The sequence below is a fragment of the Pararoseomonas baculiformis genome, assembly GCF_017813395.1.
Taxonomy (GTDB): domain Bacteria; phylum Pseudomonadota; class Alphaproteobacteria; order Acetobacterales; family Acetobacteraceae; genus Roseomonas; species Roseomonas baculiformis.
On record NZ_JAGIZB010000005.1, the window covers coordinates 147,186 to 165,617 of the forward strand.

Consider the following 18,432-nt stretch of genomic DNA (forward strand, 5'->3'; position numbering starts at 1 on the left):
CATGACTGAAACGGGCGCCGCGTATTGCGCGCTTTGAGCACAAATGTCGAGCGTTATCTGCTCGAAAGGTCACGAGCGCTTTCTAAAAGCCGCTCTCCAAATGCTCCAGCTTGCAAGTCGTGCGCGAAATGCGCAGAAATTTCGTTGACTTTCGGTGCATGGCGGCCGAAGCAGCACTCTATTCCCGCGCATCCGGCGCGAGGGCGCCCTGCGCAGGCCGCCGTGGAGACCCGATGCAGATCCCCAGCCGGCATGCCCCCGAAACGCTTCCGGACGGCATGGTCGCACCGCGCGCGGACCGGGCGACATGACCCGGAACTGGCTGATCCTGGCCGATGACCTGACCGGCGCAGCCGATTGCGGCATCGCCTTCGCCCGCCGCGGGCTGGAAGCCTCGGTCGGCTGGCACGGGGTGGAAGCGCCCCTGGGAGGGGCGGTGCTGGCGGTGGATGCCGACAGCCGCCGGCTTTCCCCGGAAGCCGCCGCGGCCCGCCATGCCGCGCTGCTGCGGGCACGGCACCGGCCCGGCCAGGGGCTCATCAAGAAGATCGATTCCACCCTGCGCGGGCAGCCCGCCGCCGAGCTGGCCGCGACCATCCGCGCCCTGCGTAATGACGGGCGCCCGGCCCTGGCCATCCTGGCCCCGGCCTTCCCGGCCACCGGGCGCACCACCCTGGATGGCCGCGTCCATCTGGATGGGGAAGCGCTGGAGGCCACGCCACTCTGGGCGCGGGACCACAGCTATGAGAACGCGGCGCTGACCGAGATCCTGGCCTCGGTTGACCTCTCCTCCCGCCTCCTGCCCCTCGGCCTCATGCGCCAGGGCGAGGCCGCGCTGGCCAGGGCGCTGCGGGACGCCATGGCGGATGGGCTGGACGCCGTAGTCTGCGACGCCGTGCTGCCCGGGGATCTGGATGTCCTGGCCCGCGCCAGCCTGCCGCTGGCGGGGCAGGTGTTCTGGGTCGGATCGGGTGGCATCGCGGCCGCCCTGGCCGCCGCGATGCCGGATGGCCACCAGGCCCCTCTCCCCTCCCCCGCCTCACTGCGCGGTGGCGTGCTGGTCGTCGTCGGCAGCGTCGCCGAGGCCTCCCGCGCCGCGGCGGAGCGGCTGGCTGCTGAAGCCGGGGCACCGCGCTTCGAGGTGCCGCCCGCCTTTCTGCTCGCCGGCCCCGCCGATCCGCTCTGGCGCCCCCTTGCCGCCTCCATCACGGATGCCCTCGAAGCCGGCCGCGACACGCTCGTGGTCATCAGGGCCGATGCCACGGCCGACCTCGCGCAGGGCGCGGCGCTGGCCGAAGGGCTGGCCGGCCTGCTGGGCCCTGCCGCCGCCCGCATGGGCGGGCTCTTCGCCACAGGCGGGGAGACGGCCTGCGCGCTGCTCAGCCATCTCGGCGTCCACGGCATCCGCCTGCTGGAGGAGGTCGAGCCCGGCGTGCCGCTCGGCATCACCCAGGGGGCGATCGAGGTGCCGGTGATGACCAAGGCCGGCGCCTTCGGCGATGCCGGAACCATCCTCCGCAGCCTTGCCAGGCTGCGCCATCTCTCAACGGAAAGCGCGACATGAGCCAGAGTGACACCCGCCCCGTCGTCGCCATCACCATGGGCGACGCCTCCGGCATCGGGCCGGAGATCATCATGAAGGCCCTCGCGCGGGAGGACGTCTATGGGATGTGCCGCCCGCTGGTGGTGGGCGAGGCCACGCGCCTGCGCGAGGCCGATGCGGTGGTGAAGACCGGCCTGGCGGTGAACGCGCTGCAGGCTCCCGCCGGCGCCCGCTACCAGCGCGGCACGGCCGATGTGATCGACCTCGGCCTCATCCCTGCCGGCCATCCCTTTGGCCAGCTCTCCCCGCTCTCGGGCGAAGGCGCCTATCGCTACATCGAGCGCGCCACGCGGCTGGTGGAGGCCGGCGAGGCCGACGCCATCTGCACCGCCCCGCTCTCCAAGGAGGCGCTGCACGCCGCCGGCCACAAATATCCGGGCCATACCGAGCTGCTGGCGCATCTGACCGGCACGCCGGAAGTATCGATGATGCTGGTGGCGCCGAAGCTGCGCGTCATCCACGTCACCACCCATATCGGCCTGATGGATGCCATCCGGAAGATCGAGCCGGGGCTGGTGGAGCGCGTGATCGCGCGCGGCCACGCCACGCTGGTGAAGTCCGGCATCGCCGATCCGCGCATCGGCGTTTGCGGCATCAACCCGCATGCGGGCGAGAACGGCCTCTTCGGCCAGGGCGAGGAGGAGGAGAAGATCATCCCCGCCGTGCAGAAGTGCCAGGCCAGGGGCTGGAAGGTGACGGGCCCGCTGCCCGCGGACACGCTGTTCTTCCGCGCCGCCCGCGGCGATTTCGACCTGGTGGTGGCCATGTATCACGACCAGGGCCATGGCCCGGTAAAGGTGATGGGGCTGGAGGCCGGGGTGAACATCACCGTCGGCCTGCCCGTGATCCGCACCTCCGTGGACCATGGCACCGCCTTCGACATTGCGGGCAAGGGCATCGCCGACGAGGGCTCGCTGGTCGAGGCGCTGAAGCAGGCCGTGGACCTGGCGCCGAAGCGGAGGATGCAGGCGGCCTGATGCGGGCCGGGGGAGGCGGCGCCTTCGCCCGCCTCCCTCGTCGCGGGACGCTCAGCGCCCGGCGGCCAGCCGGCAGAGCCGCTCCGTCAGCCGGTAGGAATCCACGAAGGCGCTGACGGGCAGGAACTCGAAGCGCGAATGGAAGTTCAGCGCACCCGTGAAGTAGTTGGGTGTGGGAAGCCCGCGCGCCGAGAGCGCCGAGCCATCCGTGCCGCCGCGCATGGCCACCACCTTCGACGCGATGCCCAGCTCCCCCATTGCCCGGAAGATCAGCTCCACGCTCGAGCGGTCATTGCCCATGGCGGAGTCGATGTTGCTGTAGCTGTCCTCGATCCTGCAGGCGATCCGCGCGCGCGGGTGCCGGGCCCGGATCTGCTCGACCGCTTCCCCCACGAAGCGCTTGCGGGCGGCGAAGCTCTCGGCGTCGAAATCCCGGATCGACATCTCAAGCCGCGCGGTGGCCTGGTTGCCGGTGATGCCGTTGAACCACCAGTAGCCCTCGCGGCCCTCGGTTTGCTCGGGGGTCTGGAACGGGTCGAACAGCGCCATCAGCTCGGTCGCGACCAGGATCGGGTTCACCAGCACGCCCTTGGCCGACATGGGATGGGCGGTGACGCCGGTGATCTCGATCGACACCTGGGCGGCGTTGAAGGTCTCGTACACCACCTCGCCGCGCTCGCAGCAATCGATGGTGTAGGCGAAAGCGGCCGGGAAGCGGGAAAGGTCCAGCACCTTCGCGCCGCGCAGGCCGATCTCCTCGTCGGGCACGAAGGCCACGGCGATGTCGCCATGCGGCCGCGGCTCCCGCTTCAGCTCGGCCAGGAGGGTCATCACCACGGCGACCGCGGCCTTGTTGTCCGCGCCCAGCACGCTCGTGCCATCGCTGAACAGGATCTCCTCCCCGCGATAGGGAAGGATCTCCGGATGCTCCGCCGCGCGCAGCCAGATCCCCTCCGCCGGGTTCAGCAGCAGGTCGCCGCCCTCGTAGCGCAGGCGCTGCGGCCGGATCCCGGGGGAAAGCCCCACATCCACCGTGTCCAGATGCGTGACGAAGCCGATGCAGGGGGCCTCGCTCATCGTGCCGGGAAGGAGCGCCGTGACGATGCCGTTCCCGTCCAGATGGATATCCGAAAGGCCGAGCATGCGCAGTTCCTGCACCAGCAGTTCCGCCAGCCGCCGCTGCCCCGGCGTGCTCGGCAGCGTCGTTGCCCGCGCATCGCTCTGGCTCGTCACCGCGAGATAGCGGAAGAAACGCTCGATCAGCTGTTCTGCGATGGGCCCGGCCACAACGACGCTCCAAGGTCAGGGGCGGGCTCGTCTTGTCCGCCCGGAAGGGCAGGTTAGCGGCCTTTCCACGGGGGCACCACGCCGCGCCCCGGGGATCGCCGCGCCGCGCGAAGCATCCTAAGTTCCGCGGCCATGAGACACAGGCGGACCCGCCACGACGAAATCCTGGCCGCCATCGCCAGCGGCGACGCGGATGTGGATGTGCTGGCCGCGCGCTTCGGCGTCTCCGCCTCCACCATCCGCCGGGACCTGAACGCCCTTTCCGCCAAGCGGGCCATCGCCCGTACCTATGGCGGCGCCATCCTGGCCGCGCCGGCGCTGGAGACGAGCCTTCGCGCCCGCACCGGGCAGCACCGCGCGGCGAAGGCGGCCATTGCCCAGGCCGCGCTGCCGCTGATCGGGGATGGGGGCACGGTGATCCTGGATGGCGGCTCCACCGTGGAGGCCCTGGGGCGGCTGCTGCGCGGGCGGGCGCTGCGGGTGGTCACCACCAACCTGCCGCTGATCCCCGTGCTGGCGGATTCACCGGGCATGGAGCTGGTGGTGCTGGGCGGCACGGTGCGGCCCATCAGCGTCAGCACCGTCGGCCCGCTGGCGGAACAGGCGCTGCGCCATGTCACGGCCGACCGGGTGTTCATGAGCGCCGATGGCGTCCTGCCCGGCCGCGGCGTCTGCGAAGCCACGCTGGAGCAGGTGGCGCTGAAATCGTTGATGATACGCCAGGCGCGGGAAGTGGTGGTGCTGGCCGATGCCTCGAAGCTCGGACGCGAGGGTCAGCCCTTCTGGGCGCCGCTTCCGCCAGGCTGGGTGCTGGTGACCGATGCGCCGGAGGAAGCCTGCGCCCCCTTCGCCGCGGAAGGCGCCCGCGTGATCCGCGCGGGCTGATCCTCAGCCCTCCAGCAATCGCTCCACCCCATCGCCAAGCCGGATGAGCCCGCCTTCCAGCACCCGCGCGATGATGCCGCCATGTCCGCGCGTGGCGTTGTAGCCGCCCGGGCCCAGTTCCTCCTCCATGCGGGAACAGGGGTGGCACTCGCCCGAATATTCCAGCACGGCCCCGCCGACGCGGAAGCGGCGATGCTTCAGCGCGCCCAGGTTGATCCCCTGCACCACGATGTTCCGCCGTAGCCGCTCCGGCAGGACCGCATCCATCGAGAGATAGGCACCGATGGCGCTCAGATGCTCGGCCGCGATCAGCGTGACCTGGCGGGCGCCGTTGCGGTTGCTGGCATAGCGGTCCCCCGCCAGTCCCTGGCCGGGTGCCGCCAGCACCTCCTCCACCGCCCGCACCGGCGCCCGGCGGGCCGGGCGCAGGCCGATCCAGGCCACGCGCCCCGGCGCCACCGGCCCGTCGATCAACCGGGCCAGCATGGAGCCGGGCGCGGGAGCATGGGACCGGCCATCCGTCATGATCATGCCCGGCTTCTAGCCCCGCCCGAGGGCCCGGGCCCAGTGCCGAAGGCTTTCCGGGTTGATGGGATGTCCCGCGGCCTCGTTGCGGGCCGTGACGGCCGCATGGAAGCCCCTTGCCTCCTCCGGCCCCAGCAGGTTCCGCGTGGCGGCGATGATCCGGCTGATGCGGAGATGGTTGTGGTCGAAGGGCCTGAGCCAGTGATCCGTGGCGGCGTAGAAGCGTTCCATCCGGGCGAGCGCCGCGCGGAGGCCTTCCTGCGCCTGGGCATCCCCGCGGATGGCGGCGGCCTCCTCCTCGCCCAGCACGGGGGCGCCCGGAGCGGCGCGGCTCGGCTGCGGCAGGGGGAAGAGCCACTGGATGAAGTCGTGCAGGGCCTCGATCCGGTCATCATCGAAGGCCAGCACATCGGCCAGGAGGCGCCCCCGGCCATCTGGGCCTTCGCCCCGCAGGAAGCGGTGGATGGTTCCCGGCATGGCGCGCCTCAGCCCCCTTCCGCCCCGGCGCGGAAGACAAGGAGGAGGTTGTTCGCCGGCATCTCATGGACCTGCGGCGGGCCGAAGCCCCGCGCCGCGGCCAGTTCCGCCACCGCCTCCAGGTCGCGAACGCCCCAGGAGGGGTCGCGCGCGCGGAGATCCTCGTCAAAGGCCGCGTTGCTGGGGGCGGTGTGCCGGCCACCCCGGCGATAGGGGCCGTAGAGGATCAGCGGCGCCCCCGGCGCCAGCCGCGCCGCCGCGCCGCGGAACAGCCCCAGGCAGGCTGCCCAGGGCGCGATATGGATCATGTTGATGCAAAGAATGGCATCCGCCGCCAGGGCCGGCCATTCGCCCACGGCATCCAAAGCCAGGGCGGGGCGGATATTCGCCACCCCCGCGCCCCAGGCATCGATGCTGGCGCGGGCGGCCGGATCGGGGTCGCTGGGCTGGAAGGTGAGGCCGGGCAGGGCCTCCGCGAAATGGCGGGCATGCTCCCCCGTGCCGCTCGCCACCTCCAGCACCACGCCCTTTTCCGGCAGCGCTTCCCGCAGGACCGCGAGAATGGGCTCCCGGTTGCGGGCGGCGGCGGGGGCGTGGCGCCGGGCGTCATCCGTTGTCTGGCTCATGCCCCCAGCCTAGCGCCGCTCACCGCCCTGTCACCCGCGCCGCCCTGGCGCGCCGGCCGGAAAGCGGGGGAAAAGGCCCGTGGAGCCCTTTCCCAGGAGTCGATCCGCATGGCCGCCCAGGTCACCGACAACGCCGCGCGCCACCGCTTCGAGATGCAGGAGGGCGAGGCCACCGCCATCATCGCCTACCGCCAGGCCGGGCCGGGCCGGATCGATATGCTGCACACGGAGGTGCCGGAAAGCCTTTCCGGCCAGGGCGTGGGGTCGCGCCTGGTCCAGGGTGCGCTGGACCTGGCCCGGGCCGATGGGCTGAAGGTGGTTCCCAGCTGCTCCTTCGTGGCCGCCTATATCAAGCGGCACCCGGAATACGCGGATCTGGTGGCGGAACGGGGCTGAGCCCCGCCCTCACCCGGCCTTGCGCAACGCCCGGACATGGTCCCGGTGCCAGCGCATATAGCCCGGCCCCACCTGCCCCAGCCGGTCCCGCAGCAGCGCATGCGCGTCGCGCAGGCGGTGGAAGGGGATGAAGGGGTAGAGGTGGTGCTCGGCATGGAAGGGCATCTCCCACATCAGCAGCCGCACCGGCGCGATGGTGAGCATGGTGCGGGTGTTGGTCAGCCCGTTGGCATCCTCGGTGCAGCCGGTGTGCTCGGTCAGCAGGTAGAGGCGCAGCAGGGGCTGGCCAAGAAGCTGGGGCCCCACCCAGAAGAGCAGCACCGCTTCCCAGCCGAAGGCAAACCCTGCCGCCAGGGCCAGCGCCACCGTCAGGGCTGAGCCGGCCCGGATGCTGGCGATCACGCGCGGCGCGACCGCCGGGTGGATGAAGGGATAGGCCGAGAGATCGCCCTTCCAGCCCCGTGCCCAGATGGTGAGCTGTGCCTTCCAATAGGTCAGGCCCACCATGCGGGCGAGATAGCCCGGCAGGTCGCCCGGGGGCGGCGGGGAGAGCTCCGGGTCGTGCTCCGGGTCCTGGGTATGCTTGTGATGGGCCAAATGGAATTGCTGGTAGAAATGCCAGTTCCGCAGGGCCGTCAGCGCCACCAGCCAGCCAATCACGGCATTGGCCCGGCGGGATCTGAAGGCGGTGTAGTGGCAGGTTTCGTGCAGCGGGGCGAAGAGCGCGGCCTGCACCGCCCCGGCCAGCAGCATGGCCGGCAGCACCAGCACCCCCGGCGCCATGGCCACCAGACAGCCCGTGGCCAGGATCAGGCCCAGATGGATCGCGGCCCGCGCGGCACCCCGCGCATCGGAGCGGGTGTTGAGATGCATCATCTCCCGCGGCTTGGGCGCCGCCGTCGCCATGCTCATCCCCGGGCTCCCCGCCATGACACCCGGGCGACAAGCAAGAGCCGCGCCGCCCGCCGGCATTCAGGCTTGCGCAACCGGGCGGGAGAGGCCAGGAGATTCCTTCCCATGCCCCATCCCCCGCTGACCGAGACCCAGGGCCCAGGCCCGGCCGGAACCATGCCGCCCGCCGGCGGGGCGGTGGTCAGCCTGCGCGATGTCACCAAGCGCTATCCCAACGGCACCCTGGCCGTGGAGGGGCTCGACCTGGACATCGCGGCGGGTAGCTTCGTCAGCCTCCTCGGCCCCTCCGGCTGCGGGAAAAGCACGGTGCTCCGCATGATGGCGGGGCTGGCGCCCCTCACCGCCGGGCATATCGCCTGGCCCCAGGCGGCCCCCAGGCTGGGCTTTGTCTTCCAGGAACCCACTCTGATGCCCTGGCAGACCGCCCTGGACAACGTGGCCCTGCCGCTGAAGCTCTCGGGCATGGCGCGAGCCGGGCGCCATCGCCGCGCGCGGGAGATGCTGGCCCTGGTGGGCCTGGCCGAGGCGGCCGGGCGCTACCCCCGGGAGCTCTCTGGCGGGATGAAGATGCGCGTCTCCATCGCCCGCGCCCTGGCGACGGAGCCCGACCTGCTTCTGCTGGACGAACCTTTCGCCGCGCTGGACGAGATCACGCGCTTTCGCCTGAACAACGACCTGCTGCGGCTGTGGGAGGCGCATCGCTTCTCCGCCGTCTTCGTCACGCATTCCGTGTTCGAATCCGTCTATCTCTCGCAGCGCGTGGTGGTGATGGCGGCAGGCCCCGGGCGGCTCTTCGCGGACCTGCCGATCGAGGCGCCCGCCGCGCGGGACGAAGCCTTCCGCACCTCTCCCCACTACGCCGCGCTGTGCCGCACCGTCTCCGAGGCGCTGGCGGGAGGCATGGCCGCATGAGCAAGCGCCCGATCCGCATCCTCGGCCTGGCCCCCGAGGCCTGGCCGCGCCTCCTGATGCCGCTGATGATGGGCATGTTGCTGCTCGGCGCCTGGGAATTCGCCGTGCGGCATTTCGGCGTGCCCCCCTATGTCCTGCCTGGCCCGCTTTCCATCGGCGATGCGCTGGTGACGAACTGGCCCAGCCTTGCCGCCGCGCTGATGGTGACGCTGCGCATCACCGTGCTGGCGCTGCTGGTGGCGGTGACGGCGGGCGTGGTGCTGGCCGTGCTGTTCAGCCAGTCCAAATGGGTGGAGATGACCTTCCTGCCCTATGCGGTGATCCTGCAGGTCACGCCCATTGTCGCCATCGCGCCGCTGATCATCATCTGGGTGGACAATGTGCAGGCGGCGCTTCTCATCTGCGCCTGGATCGTCGCGTTTTTCCCCATCGTCTCCAACACCACCATCGGGCTGAACAGCACGGACCGGAACCTGGTGGACCTGTTCCGCCTCTATGGCGCCACGCGCTGGCAGACACTGGTGCATCTGCGCCTGCCCGCCGCCATGCCATTCTTCCTCGCGGGGCTGCGGATCTCGGGCGGGCTGGCGCTGATCGGGGCGATCGTCGCGGAATTCGTGGCCGGGGCGGGCGGGGCCAGCTCCGGCCTGGCCTACCGCATCCTGGAGGCGGGCTACCAGTTGCAGATCCCCCGCATGTTCGCGGCGCTGGCGCTGATCTCGCTGGCGGGGGTGGTGATCTTCCTCGCGCTCTCGCTCCTCTCGCACCTCATCCTGCGCCGCTGGCATGAAAGTGCCCTGAGCCCGGATCGCTGAGCGGGTTGCGCTTTGCCGCCCCGCCACAAACATGGCGGGGAGCATGACGATCCTCAAAGCCGCGCTGCTGCTCTTCGCCCTTTTCTACCTCCTGCCCCTCGGAGTCTCCGCCGCCATCTACCAGGCTCGCATGGCCGGGACGGATTGGTGGAACGCGGATCGTTCCAGCGCCGGCCTTCTGCCGCCCGCGCGCAACCCGGGCGCGGTGGTGCGCGTCTTCGCGGCGCCCACGGTGCGGTGGCGCGGCATCTTCGCCGTGCATTGCTGGATCGTCTTCAAGCCCGAGGGTGCAACCGCCTACACCCGCTACGACTACACCGCCTGGGGCGACCCGATCCGCCTGAACGGCTTCGCGCCGGATGGCCGCTGGTTCGGGCAGGCGCCGCAGGTGGTCTATGCCGCCGATGGCCCCGCCGCCGCATTGATGATCCCGCGCATGCAGCAGGCCATCGCGGGCTATGCCTGGCGCAACCAGGGCGACTACCGCGCCTGGCCCGGGCCAAACTCCAACACCTTCGTCGCGGCCGTGCTGGATTCCATCCCCGGCATCGGCGTCACCCTGCCGCCGAACGCCATCGGCAAGGATTACCCCTATGACGGGCGGTGGCTGCGCGCCTCGCCCTCCGGCACGGGCATCCGCCTCTCGTTGGGCGGCTATGCGGGCGTGACCCTGGGCTGGGTGGAGGGGCTGGAGGTGAACATCCTCGGCGCCGTCGCCGGGATCGACATTCGCCGCCCCGCGATCAAGCTGCCCGGGCTGGGGCGGATCGGGATGCGCGGGCCGGACGGATCGGGGGTGCCAACGCCCGTCGCGGCCTCCTCCGGGGCGGATTAGTCCTTTCGGACGGCGGGATTTCTGATCTGCCGGGTTCCGGAGAGGGCTCTGCCCTCTCCGGACCTCACCAGCCAAGGGCCTGAGGCCCTTGGAACCCCGTCTGGCTGCCGCGGTAGGGTGCAACACGGGGTTTCTGCCCCTGCTCCTGCCCTTGCAGTTGCCTCCGGTCATAGACCGGAGGCGCACCACCAGCCGAACCGCCCCAACTGATAGAAAAAGATGATGGTGAGGGGTCCGGGGAGAGGAAGAATTCTTTCTTCCTCTCCCCGGGGGCCACAAGCGGCGACGGATCAGGACAACAACGCGCCCCCCGTCAGATCACCCGGATCGGCGCCCCCGCCAGATAGGCCGCAATATCCTCCACCGCCCCCTGGTAGAAGGTGGCGAGGTTGCCGCGCGTGACGTAGCCGAGATGCGGCGTCAGCACCGTGTTCGGCAGGGCGGCGATCGAGGCGCCGGCGGCCAGCGGTTCCTCGTCGAACACGTCCAGCCCCGCACCGGCGATACGGCCCTCGCGCAGCGCGGATTCCAGGGCCTGGCTGTCCACCAATGGCCCGCGGGAGGTGTTCACCAGAAAGGCGCCCGGCTTCATCAGCGAGAGTTCCGCCGCGCCGATGGTGTGGCGCGACCGCGCGGAGAGGACGAGATGCAGCGTCACCACGTCAGCTTCCCGCAGCAGCGCCTCCTTCTCCACTCGTTCGGCGCCATGGGCGGCGGCGGTTTCGGCGGTCAGGTTCTGGCTCCAGGCGATGACGCGCATCCCGAAGGCCAGCGCCACCTTCGCCACGCGCTGCCCCTGCTTGCCCAGCCCGATGATGCCGAGGGTCTGCCCCTCCAGCCCCTCGCCCAGAGCCGTCTGCCAGCGCCCCTCGCGCAGGCTGCGGTCCTGGGCCGGGATGTCTCGCACCAGGGCCAGGATGAGCCCCCAGGTCAGCTCCGCCGTCTGGGAGACGCCGCCTCCCGTGCCGCAGAAGGTGATGCCGCGCTCCTTCAGCGCCCCGGAATCCACGGAGAGGTTCCGCCCCGCCGTGGTCACCAGCAGCTTGAGGTTCGGCAGACGCTCGATCAGCGAGCGCGGAAACGGCGTGCGCTCCCGCATCAGCACGATGGCGTCATAGGGGGCAAGGCGCGCGGCGAGCGCGTCCTCATCCTTGATCGTGTCCCGGAACACATCCACGGGCACGCCGAGCGAGCCCCAGTCGGCAAGGGAGAGCGCGACGCCCTGGTAGTCATCCAGGACGGCGATGCGGCTGAGGCTGCTCATGCTTCGTCATCCACCCCGGTGAGGAAGTCGAAATCGACGCCCTGGTTTGCCTGCAGCACCGTGTCGTGGAAGAGCTTGGCATAGCCGCGCTTCGGCGCCGGGCGCGGCGGCTTGAAATCTTCGGCGCGGCGATCGAGCTCGGCCTGGTCAACGAGCAGCTCGATGCGACGGTTCGCGGTATCCAGCCGGATCCGGTCCCCGGTCCGCACCAGGCCGAGCGGGCCGCCCACCGCGGCCTCCGGCGTGATGTGCAGCACGATGGTGCCGAAGGCCGTGCCGGACATGCGCGCATCGGAAATGCGGACCATGTCTTTCACCCCGGCCTGGGCGAGCTTCCTCGGGATGGGCAGGTAGCCCGCCTCCGGCATGCCCGGCGCACCCTTGGGACCGGCATTCTGGAGGACCAGCACGTCATCGGCGTTCACGTCGAGCGACGGGTCGTCGATGCGGTTGGTCATGTCCTCCACGCTGGTGAAGACCACCGCGCGGCCCTCGTGCTGGAGAAGGGAGGGCGTGGCGGCGGAATGCTTGATCACCGCGCCGCCGGGGCAGAGATTGCCGCGCAGCACGGCCATGCCGCCGGTCTGCTTCAGCGGGTTGTCGCGCGAGCGGATGACGGTCTGGCCCGGCACCTCCTCGGCCAGGTCCAGATAGTCGCGCAACGTGCCGCCGAGCACGGTCGGCGCATCCAGTTCCAGATGCGGCTCCAGCTCCTTCAGCAGGCGCGGCACGCCGCCGGCATGGTGCAGATGCTCCATGTAGTGGTCGCCCGAGGGCTTGAGGTCGATCAGCACCGGCACGCGGCGGCCAATCTCGTCGAACTCCTCCAGATCCACCTTCAGCCCCGCCCGGCCCGCCATGGCGGCCAGGTGCACCAGCCCGTTGGTGGAGCCGCCGATGGCCTGCAGCACTGTCATGGCGTTGCGGATGGAGGCCTGGGTGATCAGCGCCCGTGGCACTGGTCCCTTCCGCCGCGCCATCTCCACCGCCACCCGGCCGCTGGCCTCGCCGCAGCGCAGGCGCTCGGCATGGGGGGCCGGGATGGCGGCGCTGTAGGGCAGGGAAAGACCCAGCGCCTCGATCATGCAGGCCATGGTGCTGGCCGTTCCCATGACCATGCAGGTGCCGACCGAAGGCGCCAGCCGGCCGGAGATGACCTCGATCTCCGGCTCGTCGATCTTGCCCGCCCGGTGTTGGCCCCACATGCGACGGCAATCGGTGCAGGCGCCCAGCACCTCGCCCCTGTGGTGGCCCACCACCATCGGCCCCACCGGAACCACGATGGCCGGGATGCCGGCCGAGGCCGCGCCCATGATCTGGGCCGGAAGCGTCTTGTCGCAGCCACCGATCAGCACCACCGCATCCATCGGCTGGGCCCGGACCATCTCCTCCGTGTCCATGGCCATCAGGTTGCGCAGGTACATGGAGGTCGGGTGGGCGAAGCTCTCGTGGATCGAGATGGTCGGGAAGGCCATGGGCAGCCCGCCCGAGAGCATCACCCCGCGCTTCACCGCCTCGATCAGCTGGGGCGCGTTGCCATGGCAGGGATTGAAGTCGCTGGCCGTGTTCGTGATGCCGATGATCGGCCGGTCCAGCGCATCATCCGAATAGCCGGCCGCCTTGATGAAGGCCTTGCGCAGGAAGAGGGAGAACCCCGCATCCCCGTAGCTCGTCAAACCCTTTCGCAGGCCTGTGGACATACGTCGTTCCCCTCCGTTCTGCCGCATAGGCTAGAGCGGATCGGCGCCGGTTGAAATCCGCCCCGGTCAGGGCGCGTAGGAGGTCGGCAGGGCCGTGGTGTACTTGATCTGCTCCATCGAGAAGCTGGAGCTGACATCGTAGAGGTCGGCGATCTCGATCAGCCGCTTGTACACCCCGTCATAGGCCGCGATGTCCGGCACCACCACGCGCAGCAGGTAGTCCACGCTGCCGCTCATCCGGTGGAACTCCAGCACCTCCGGGATCCCGGCCACGGCCCGGCAGAAGCCCTCCGCCCAGGCCATGCTGTGACGGTTGGTGCGGATGGTCACGAAGACCGTCACCCCCACCCGCATCTTGGCGGCATCCAGCAGCACCACCCGGCGCCGGATCACGCCTTCCTCCTCCAGCCGCCGGATCCGGCGCCAGCAGGGCGAGGGGGAGAGCCCGGCCCTTTCCGCCACCTCAGCCACGGAAAGCGTCGCGTCCTCCTGAAGGCATTCGAGGATCTTGCGGTCGAAGGCATCCATGGGGAATGGCTTTTCGTGAAACCCGGCGATCCGGGGCATGGCTTTGCGTGATTCTGCGGAAGCCGAGCAATAAACGCAATCCGTTGTCATGCGATCGTCACTATCCTTCCCAGGACCTCGCAGGGAAGATCGACATGCCCCGTCCCTCCTTCACGGAACATCCGGCCGCGGTCGGCGAGACCTATCTGGAACACATGCACACCGCCGCATGGTTCGGCTGGCGCATGTTCCTGGGTTCGCTCGCCTGCTTCGTGCACGCGATCCTGCCCTTCCTGTTCACCAGGACCGGCTCGGCCACGATCACCCAGCTGCATGACAGGATGGTGGTGAACCGCGTGAGGGCCGAGCGGGCGGCCCTGGCCGAGGCCCGCCAGGGCGCCTGAGGCGGCGCCCTTCAGCCGCCGCAGGCGTGGTCGCGGCAGGCCTGGGCCGTGTCGTAGAACTCGCGGAAATCGACCACCTGCCCATCCACCAGGCGGATGAAATCGGCCTTGGCGTAGCGGTAGCTCTGCTCGCTCCGGCGGTAGCGGATCTGGACGGTGGCCAGGGTGGCGATCCACTCGCCCTGGGCGATCACCTGCTCCACCTCATAGCGGGTGACCTCCGCCTCGGCGTCCAGCGCCGCGAAATAGGCCCGGACGCCCTTGGGCCCCTTCCGGCTACCCGCCCAGGGCAGCAGCCCGTCCCCGACGGAATTCCAGCTCACGCCCGGCGCCAGGGCTTCGAACAGGGCACCCCTGTCGCCTTGCGCATAGCGGCCGTAGATCTCCTGGACGCGCGCCAGGTTGCGCGCCGTGAGGCTTTCTTCGCCCATCGTCCCGTTCCCCGCCCTTGGCCAGAGACTGCGCCCGCGCGGGAAGGGATTTCAACAATGCCGTGGGGCAGCGGTCACGCCGCCTCCAGCTTCTCCGCCAGTTCCAGCCACTCCTCCTCCAGCTTGGCGACGATGTCGGCGATGGCGGCGCGGCGGGTATTGGCCCAGGTGATGTCCGAGGGCTTGAAGCGGGCATAGGTCTCGGTATCGGAGAGCTTCCTCTCCAGCAGCCGGTCCTCCAGCCGCAGCTTCTCCATCCGCGCCTCGATCTCCTTCACCCGCTCCCGGATGGGGGCCAGGGCGGCGCGGGCGGCGGCACGGCTGGCGGCGGTGGGCCTGGCCGGGGCATCGGCATCGGCCTTGGCGGCGCGGGCTTCGCTGCGGGCATCCCGTGCGCGGCCGGCAAGCCAGGCGCGGTAATCTGCCAGGTCGCCGTCGAAGGGCTTCACCGCCCCATCGGCCACCAGCCAGAGGCTGTCCGCCGCCAGCTCCACCATATGCGGGTCATGGGTGATGAGGACCACGGCGCCCTTGTAGTCGGCCAGGGCGCGGACCATCGCCTCGCGCGCGTCGATGTCCAGGTGGTTCGTCGGCTCGTCCAGGATCAGCAGCTGCGGGGCGTCCCGGGTGGTGAGGGCCAGCAGCAGCCGCGCCTTTTCCCCGCCCGAGCAATCCCTGATCAGCGTCGTCGCCCGGTCCTCGTCCAGCCCGAAGCGGGCGAGCTGGGCGCGGGTCTGGGTGACGGTCGCCTTGGGCATGGCGGCCTGCATATGGCTCAGCGGCGTGCCGTTCGGGTCCAGCGCCTCGGCCTGGTGCTGGTCGAAATAGCCGATCTTCAGGCGCTGGGTGCGCCGCACCTCGCCCGACTTCTCCTGCAGCTTGCCCGCGATCAGCTTGGCCAGGGTGGACTTGCCGTTGCCATTGGCGCCCAGCAGCGCAACACGGTCCTCCTGGTCCAGCCGCAGGGTCAGCCCGCGCAGGATGGTGCGGTCCCCATAGCCCACGCTGGCGTCGTACATGGTCAGGATGGGCGGCGGGACCTCGGGCGGGTCCGGGAACTCGAAGCGGGTGGAGCCGTCCTCCATCACCTCGACCACGGGCGCCAGCTTTTCCATCGCCTTCAGGCGGGACTGGGCCTGGCGCGCCTTGCTGGCCTTGGCGCGGAAGCGGTCCACGAAGGCCTGCATATGCGCGCGCTGGGCCAGCACCTTCTCGTTCGCCGCCGCCTGCTGGGCCATGCGCTCGCCGCGGATCCGCACGAATTCCGAATAGCCGCCGGGATAGGTGGTGATCTTGCCGCGATCGAGATGCGCGATGCTGTCCACGCATTCGTCCAGCACCTCCCGGTCATGGGAGATGATGATGGCGGCGCCGGGGAAGCGCTTCAGCCATCCCTCCAGCCAGAGGGTCGCTTCCAGGTCCAGGTGGTTGGTGGGCTCGTCCAGCAGCAGCAGGTCGGGCTCCAGCGACAGGGCGCAGGCCAGGGCCACGCGCATCCGCCAGCCGCCCGAGAATTCCTTCACCGGCCGGAGCTGGGCGGTGGCATCGAAGCCCAGGCCCGCCAGCACCGTGGCGGCGCGTGCCGGGGCGGAATCGGCGCCGATGGCGATCAGCCGCTCCTGCACCTCGGCGGCGCGGGCGGGATCGCCATGCTCCAGCTCGTGCAGAAGCTCGGCCCGCTCCGTGTCGGCGGCCAGCACCGTGTCGATCAGGGACACATCCGTGCCCGGCTGCTCCTGCGCCACATGGGCCATGCGGGCGCGGGCGGCGATCCGCATCTCGCCCCCATCGGGCTGCAACGCGCCGGTCAGCACCCGGAACAGGGTGGATTTGCCGGCGCCGTTCCGCCCCACGAGCCCCAGCTTGCGGCCGGGATCGAGCTGCAGGTTGGCGCCATCGAGCAGGGTGCGGCCGGCCAGGCGGATGGTCAGGTCGCGAAGTGCCAGGACAGTCATGCCCGGCTTCTAGCCCGCCCGGAGCGCGGGCGAAACGCCGATGCGCGCCGCGTGCCCCGCGGAAGCAGCAACTCTCGATTCCCCCTGGCGCATCCCGCCCTTCGTGTTAGGGCGGCGCAACAGCAACTCGGGATTAACCATGGTTTCGTCCAGGCACGACCGGCCCAGCGCCCTCAGACAATTCCTGGAGGGTCAGTCCTCCGCCGGCCTCGTGCTCATGGGGGCCGCCGCCCTGGCGCTGGTCATCGCGAACTCGCCGCTGTCCGCCGCCTATGAGGCGGTCCTGCACGCCTATGTCGGGCCGCTCTCTGTCAGCCACTGGATCAATGACGGGCTGATGGCCGTCTTCTTCCTGCTGGTCGGCCTTGAGATCAAGCGCGAGGCGCTGGACGGGCAGCTTTCCACCTGGCCCCGCCGGGCGCTGCCGGGGATCGCGGCCGCGGGCGGCATGGCCGTGCCCGCCCTTGTCTATCTCCTGCTCAACAGTGCCGAAACGGCCCATGGCTGGGCCATCCCGGCCGCGACCGACATCGCCTTCGCCCTCGGCGTCATCTCCCTGCTGGGCAACCGGGTCCCGGCCTCTCTCCGGGTGTTCCTGGCCGCGCTGGCGATCATCGACGACCTCGGCGCCGTGGTGATCATCGCCCTGTTCTACACCGCCGGCCTCTCCCTGCCGGACCTGGCCGGGGCTGCGGCGGTGGTCGCGGTGCTGTTCGGGATGAACCGGGCCGGGGTGCTGAAGCTCTGGCCCTACCTGCTCCTCGGACTCGTGCTCTGGGTGCTGGTGCTGCGCTCGGGCGTGCATGCCACCCTGGCCGGGGTGTTCCTCGCCCTCGCCATCCCCCTGAAGCCCACCCCCGGCGCTCCGGACGGCGATTCGACCAGCCCGCTGCACCGGCTGGAACACGCGCTGCACCTGCCCGTGGGCTTCATCATCGTGCCGATTTTCGGCCTGGCGAATGCGGGCGTCACCGTCATCGGCCTGCCCGCCTCCGCCCTGGCGGCCCCTGTCACGCTCGGCGTGGGGCTTGGGCTGCTGGTCGGGAAGGCGGTCGGGGTTTTCGGGGCCTCGCTTCTCTCCGTCCGGCTGGGGCTGGCCGACATGCCCGCCTATGCCAGCCGCACCCAGCTCTTCGGCACGGCCCTGCTCTGCGGCATCGGCTTCACCATGAGCCTCTTCATCACCCTCCTCGCCTTCCCGGGGGACGCCCTCCTCCAGGCCGAGGCAAAGATCGGGATCCTGGGCGGGTCGCTGGTTTCCGGCCTGCTGGGCTACGCCCTGCTCCGGTTTGCCCGGCCGGACTTCCCGCCCACGCTCTCCCGCTGAGCCGGGCAAGGCGGGAACGGAGAAGAATCAGAGGCAAGGCGGGGGAAGCCCCCGGCATCTCCGCCTTGCCCCCTTGCCGAACGGCGCCCGCGCCGCTACCCGGCCCCCGACTCAAGAGCAGGAAACCCTGACCATGGCCACCGAGCGCACCTTCAGCATCCTCAAGCCCGACGCGACCCGCCGGAACCTGACCGGCAAGATCAACGCCGTCTTCGAGGAGAAGGGCCTCCGGATCGTCGCCCAGAAGCGCATCCAGATGACGCAGGAGATGGCCGAGACCTTCTACGGCGTCCACAAGGAGCGCCCCTTCTTCAAGGACCTCGTCTCCTTCATGACCTCGGGCCCCGTGGTCGTGCAGGTGCTCGAGGGTGAGGACGCGGTGGCCAAGAACCGCGAGATCATGGGCGCCACCAACCCGGCCAACGCCGCCGAGGGCACCATCCGCAAGCTCTTCGCCGAGAGCATCGAGGCGAATTCCGTGCATGGCTCGGACAGCCCGGAGAACGCGGCGACCGAGATCGCCTATTTCTTCGCCGGCCACGAGATCGTCGGCTGAAATTGGAAAGGGGCCGGGGAGACACGTTCTCCCCGGCC

General features: G+C 70.3%; 20 protein-coding genes. 10 read left to right on the forward strand and 10 right to left on the reverse strand.

Annotation, left to right across the window (positions count from 1 at the left end; translation table 11 throughout):
• Positions 1-307 precede the first annotated feature (307 nt).
• Both J8J14_RS06805 and pdxA read left to right on the forward strand, forming a co-directional pair.
• Entirely contained in the window at positions 308-1,564 is a 1,257-nt protein-coding gene (locus J8J14_RS06805; protein ID WP_209378719.1) for a four-carbon acid sugar kinase family protein, read from the forward strand.
• Positions 1,561-2,580 carry a 4-hydroxythreonine-4-phosphate dehydrogenase PdxA gene (pdxA, locus tag J8J14_RS06810; protein ID WP_209378720.1) on the forward strand — a complete coding sequence of 340 codons (1,020 nt, stop codon included), beginning with the start codon at positions 1,561-1,563 and terminating at the stop codon, positions 2,578-2,580. Before J8J14_RS06805 ends, pdxA begins: the two co-directional genes overlap by 4 nt.
• 51 nt (positions 2,581-2,631) lie before the next feature.
• Here the strand turns inward: pdxA and pepT are convergent, their stop codons facing one another.
• Positions 2,632-3,867: a peptidase T gene (gene pepT, locus J8J14_RS06815; protein ID WP_209378721.1), complete on the reverse strand. Its 1,236-nt coding sequence runs from the start codon at positions 3,865-3,867 to the stop codon at positions 2,632-2,634.
• Positions 3,868-3,999: 132 nt separating this feature from the next.
• Here pepT and J8J14_RS06820 point away from each other — a divergent pair, with 132 nt between their 5' ends.
• Complete coding sequence (locus J8J14_RS06820; RefSeq protein WP_209378722.1) at positions 4,000-4,752, forward strand: DeoR/GlpR family DNA-binding transcription regulator; 753 nt, start codon at positions 4,000-4,002, stop codon at positions 4,750-4,752.
• Positions 4,753-4,755: 3 nt separating this feature from the next.
• Here J8J14_RS06820 and J8J14_RS06825 read toward each other — a convergent pair whose 3' ends face one another.
• Genes J8J14_RS06825 through J8J14_RS06835 form a run of 3 tightly spaced genes read right to left on the reverse strand, consistent with a single transcriptional unit; the run spans position 4,756 to position 6,380 of the window.
• Positions 4,756-5,283: an MOSC domain-containing protein gene (locus J8J14_RS06825; protein ID WP_245215502.1), complete on the reverse strand. Its 528-nt coding sequence runs from the start codon at positions 5,281-5,283 to the stop codon at positions 4,756-4,758.
• Positions 5,284-5,292: 9 nt separating this feature from the next.
• A complete protein-coding gene (locus J8J14_RS06830) occupies positions 5,293-5,754 on the reverse strand; it encodes an opioid growth factor receptor-related protein (RefSeq protein WP_209378723.1) in 462 nt (153 codons plus the stop codon).
• Between the two features lie 8 nt (positions 5,755-5,762).
• Entirely contained in the window at positions 5,763-6,380 is a 618-nt protein-coding gene (locus J8J14_RS06835; protein ID WP_209378724.1) for a DUF938 domain-containing protein, read from the reverse strand.
• Between the two features lie 108 nt (positions 6,381-6,488).
• Here J8J14_RS06835 and J8J14_RS06840 point away from each other — a divergent pair, with 108 nt between their 5' ends.
• Complete coding sequence (locus tag J8J14_RS06840; protein ID WP_209378725.1) at positions 6,489-6,776, forward strand: GNAT family N-acetyltransferase; 288 nt, start codon at positions 6,489-6,491, stop codon at positions 6,774-6,776.
• A gap of 9 nt (positions 6,777-6,785) precedes the next feature.
• On the opposite strand, the gene J8J14_RS06845 is transcribed toward J8J14_RS06840, so the two are convergent.
• On the reverse strand, positions 6,786-7,688 hold the full coding sequence (locus tag J8J14_RS06845) for a fatty acid desaturase (RefSeq protein WP_209378726.1): 903 nt from the start codon (positions 7,686-7,688) through the stop codon (positions 6,786-6,788).
• Between the two features lie 105 nt (positions 7,689-7,793).
• Between J8J14_RS06845 and J8J14_RS06850 the strand changes: the two genes are divergently transcribed.
• The 3 genes from J8J14_RS06850 to J8J14_RS06860 are packed head-to-tail and all read left to right on the forward strand — an operon-like array spanning position 7,794 to position 10,250.
• The gene (locus J8J14_RS06850) at positions 7,794-8,600 is read left to right on the forward strand and encodes an ABC transporter ATP-binding protein (RefSeq protein ID WP_245215503.1); all 807 of its coding nucleotides are present in this window, start codon (positions 7,794-7,796) and stop codon (positions 8,598-8,600) included.
• Positions 8,597-9,415, forward strand: coding sequence for an ABC transporter permease (locus tag J8J14_RS06855; RefSeq protein ID WP_209378727.1), 819 nt, complete (start codon positions 8,597-8,599; stop codon positions 9,413-9,415). The genes J8J14_RS06850 and J8J14_RS06855 overlap by 4 nt, the downstream gene beginning before the upstream one ends.
• Positions 9,416-9,458: 43 nt before the next feature.
• A complete protein-coding gene (locus tag J8J14_RS06860) occupies positions 9,459-10,250 on the forward strand; it encodes a DUF3750 domain-containing protein (RefSeq protein ID WP_209378728.1) in 792 nt (263 codons plus the stop codon).
• Between the two features lie 313 nt (positions 10,251-10,563).
• On the opposite strand, the gene J8J14_RS06865 is transcribed toward J8J14_RS06860, so the two are convergent.
• From J8J14_RS06865 to J8J14_RS06875, 3 genes are all read right to left on the reverse strand, one after another.
• Positions 10,564-11,514: a D-2-hydroxyacid dehydrogenase family protein gene (locus J8J14_RS06865; protein WP_209378729.1), complete on the reverse strand. Its 951-nt coding sequence runs from the start codon at positions 11,512-11,514 to the stop codon at positions 10,564-10,566.
• Positions 11,511-13,214: an IlvD/Edd family dehydratase gene (locus J8J14_RS06870; protein ID WP_209378730.1), complete on the reverse strand. Its 1,704-nt coding sequence runs from the start codon at positions 13,212-13,214 to the stop codon at positions 11,511-11,513. Before J8J14_RS06870 ends, J8J14_RS06865 begins: the two co-directional genes overlap by 4 nt.
• 66 nt (positions 13,215-13,280) lie before the next feature.
• Positions 13,281-13,742: an Lrp/AsnC family transcriptional regulator gene (locus J8J14_RS06875; RefSeq protein WP_209378731.1), complete on the reverse strand. Its 462-nt coding sequence runs from the start codon at positions 13,740-13,742 to the stop codon at positions 13,281-13,283.
• Between the two features lie 134 nt (positions 13,743-13,876).
• On the opposite strand from J8J14_RS06875, the gene J8J14_RS06880 reads away from it, so the two are divergent.
• Positions 13,877-14,125 carry a DUF6356 family protein gene (locus J8J14_RS06880; protein WP_209378732.1) on the forward strand — a complete coding sequence of 83 codons (249 nt, stop codon included), beginning with the start codon at positions 13,877-13,879 and terminating at the stop codon, positions 14,123-14,125.
• Positions 14,126-14,136: 11 nt separating this feature from the next.
• Here J8J14_RS06880 and J8J14_RS06885 read toward each other — a convergent pair whose 3' ends face one another.
• Together J8J14_RS06885 and J8J14_RS06890 are read right to left on the reverse strand one after the other, a co-directional pair.
• Positions 14,137-14,556: a nuclear transport factor 2 family protein gene (locus J8J14_RS06885; RefSeq protein WP_209378733.1), complete on the reverse strand. Its 420-nt coding sequence runs from the start codon at positions 14,554-14,556 to the stop codon at positions 14,137-14,139.
• A 74-nt stretch (positions 14,557-14,630) separates the two neighbouring features.
• Positions 14,631-16,511 (reverse strand): ABC-F family ATP-binding cassette domain-containing protein, encoded by a 1,881-nt coding sequence (locus J8J14_RS06890; protein ID WP_209378734.1) that lies wholly within the window; start codon positions 16,509-16,511, stop codon positions 14,631-14,633.
• A gap of 139 nt (positions 16,512-16,650) precedes the next feature.
• Here J8J14_RS06890 and nhaA point away from each other — a divergent pair, with 139 nt between their 5' ends.
• Positions 16,651-17,838, forward strand: a complete 1,188-nt coding sequence (gene nhaA / locus J8J14_RS06895; RefSeq protein WP_209378735.1) for a Na+/H+ antiporter NhaA — start codon at positions 16,651-16,653, stop codon at positions 17,836-17,838.
• 133 nt (positions 17,839-17,971) lie between these two features.
• A complete protein-coding gene (gene ndk, locus J8J14_RS06900) occupies positions 17,972-18,394 on the forward strand; it encodes a nucleoside-diphosphate kinase (protein WP_209378736.1) in 423 nt (140 codons plus the stop codon).
• Positions 18,395-18,432 lie beyond the last annotated feature (38 nt).

Coding starts and splice junctions, on each gene's coding strand:
- J8J14_RS06850 (WP_245215503.1), top strand. CDS start 7,794: ATGCCCCATCCCCCGCTGACCGAGACCCAGGGCCCAGGCCCGGCCGGA.
- nhaA (WP_209378735.1), top strand. CDS start 16,651: ATGGTTTCGTCCAGGCACGACCGGCCCAGCGCCCTCAGACAATTCCTG.
- J8J14_RS06805 (WP_209378719.1), top strand. CDS start 308: ATGACCCGGAACTGGCTGATCCTGGCCGATGACCTGACCGGCGCAGCC.
- J8J14_RS06855 (WP_209378727.1), top strand. CDS start 8,597: ATGAGCAAGCGCCCGATCCGCATCCTCGGCCTGGCCCCCGAGGCCTGG.
- J8J14_RS06870 (WP_209378730.1), bottom strand. CDS start 13,214: ATGTCCACAGGCCTGCGAAAGGGTTTGACGAGCTACGGGGATGCGGGG.
- J8J14_RS06835 (WP_209378724.1), bottom strand. CDS start 6,380: ATGAGCCAGACAACGGATGACGCCCGGCGCCACGCCCCCGCCGCCGCC.
- J8J14_RS06825 (WP_245215502.1), bottom strand. CDS start 5,283: ATGATCATGACGGATGGCCGGTCCCATGCTCCCGCGCCCGGCTCCATG.
- J8J14_RS06865 (WP_209378729.1), bottom strand. CDS start 11,514: ATGAGCAGCCTCAGCCGCATCGCCGTCCTGGATGACTACCAGGGCGTC.
- pdxA (WP_209378720.1), top strand. CDS start 1,561: ATGAGCCAGAGTGACACCCGCCCCGTCGTCGCCATCACCATGGGCGAC.
- J8J14_RS06845 (WP_209378726.1), bottom strand. CDS start 7,688: ATGAGCATGGCGACGGCGGCGCCCAAGCCGCGGGAGATGATGCATCTC.
- J8J14_RS06820 (WP_209378722.1), top strand. CDS start 4,000: ATGAGACACAGGCGGACCCGCCACGACGAAATCCTGGCCGCCATCGCC.
- J8J14_RS06840 (WP_209378725.1), top strand. CDS start 6,489: ATGGCCGCCCAGGTCACCGACAACGCCGCGCGCCACCGCTTCGAGATG.
- J8J14_RS06880 (WP_209378732.1), top strand. CDS start 13,877: ATGCCCCGTCCCTCCTTCACGGAACATCCGGCCGCGGTCGGCGAGACC.
- J8J14_RS06875 (WP_209378731.1), bottom strand. CDS start 13,742: ATGGATGCCTTCGACCGCAAGATCCTCGAATGCCTTCAGGAGGACGCG.
- J8J14_RS06860 (WP_209378728.1), top strand. CDS start 9,459: ATGACGATCCTCAAAGCCGCGCTGCTGCTCTTCGCCCTTTTCTACCTC.
- J8J14_RS06885 (WP_209378733.1), bottom strand. CDS start 14,556: ATGGGCGAAGAAAGCCTCACGGCGCGCAACCTGGCGCGCGTCCAGGAG.
- J8J14_RS06890 (WP_209378734.1), bottom strand. CDS start 16,511: ATGACTGTCCTGGCACTTCGCGACCTGACCATCCGCCTGGCCGGCCGC.
- ndk (WP_209378736.1), top strand. CDS start 17,972: ATGGCCACCGAGCGCACCTTCAGCATCCTCAAGCCCGACGCGACCCGC.
- J8J14_RS06830 (WP_209378723.1), bottom strand. CDS start 5,754: ATGCCGGGAACCATCCACCGCTTCCTGCGGGGCGAAGGCCCAGATGGC.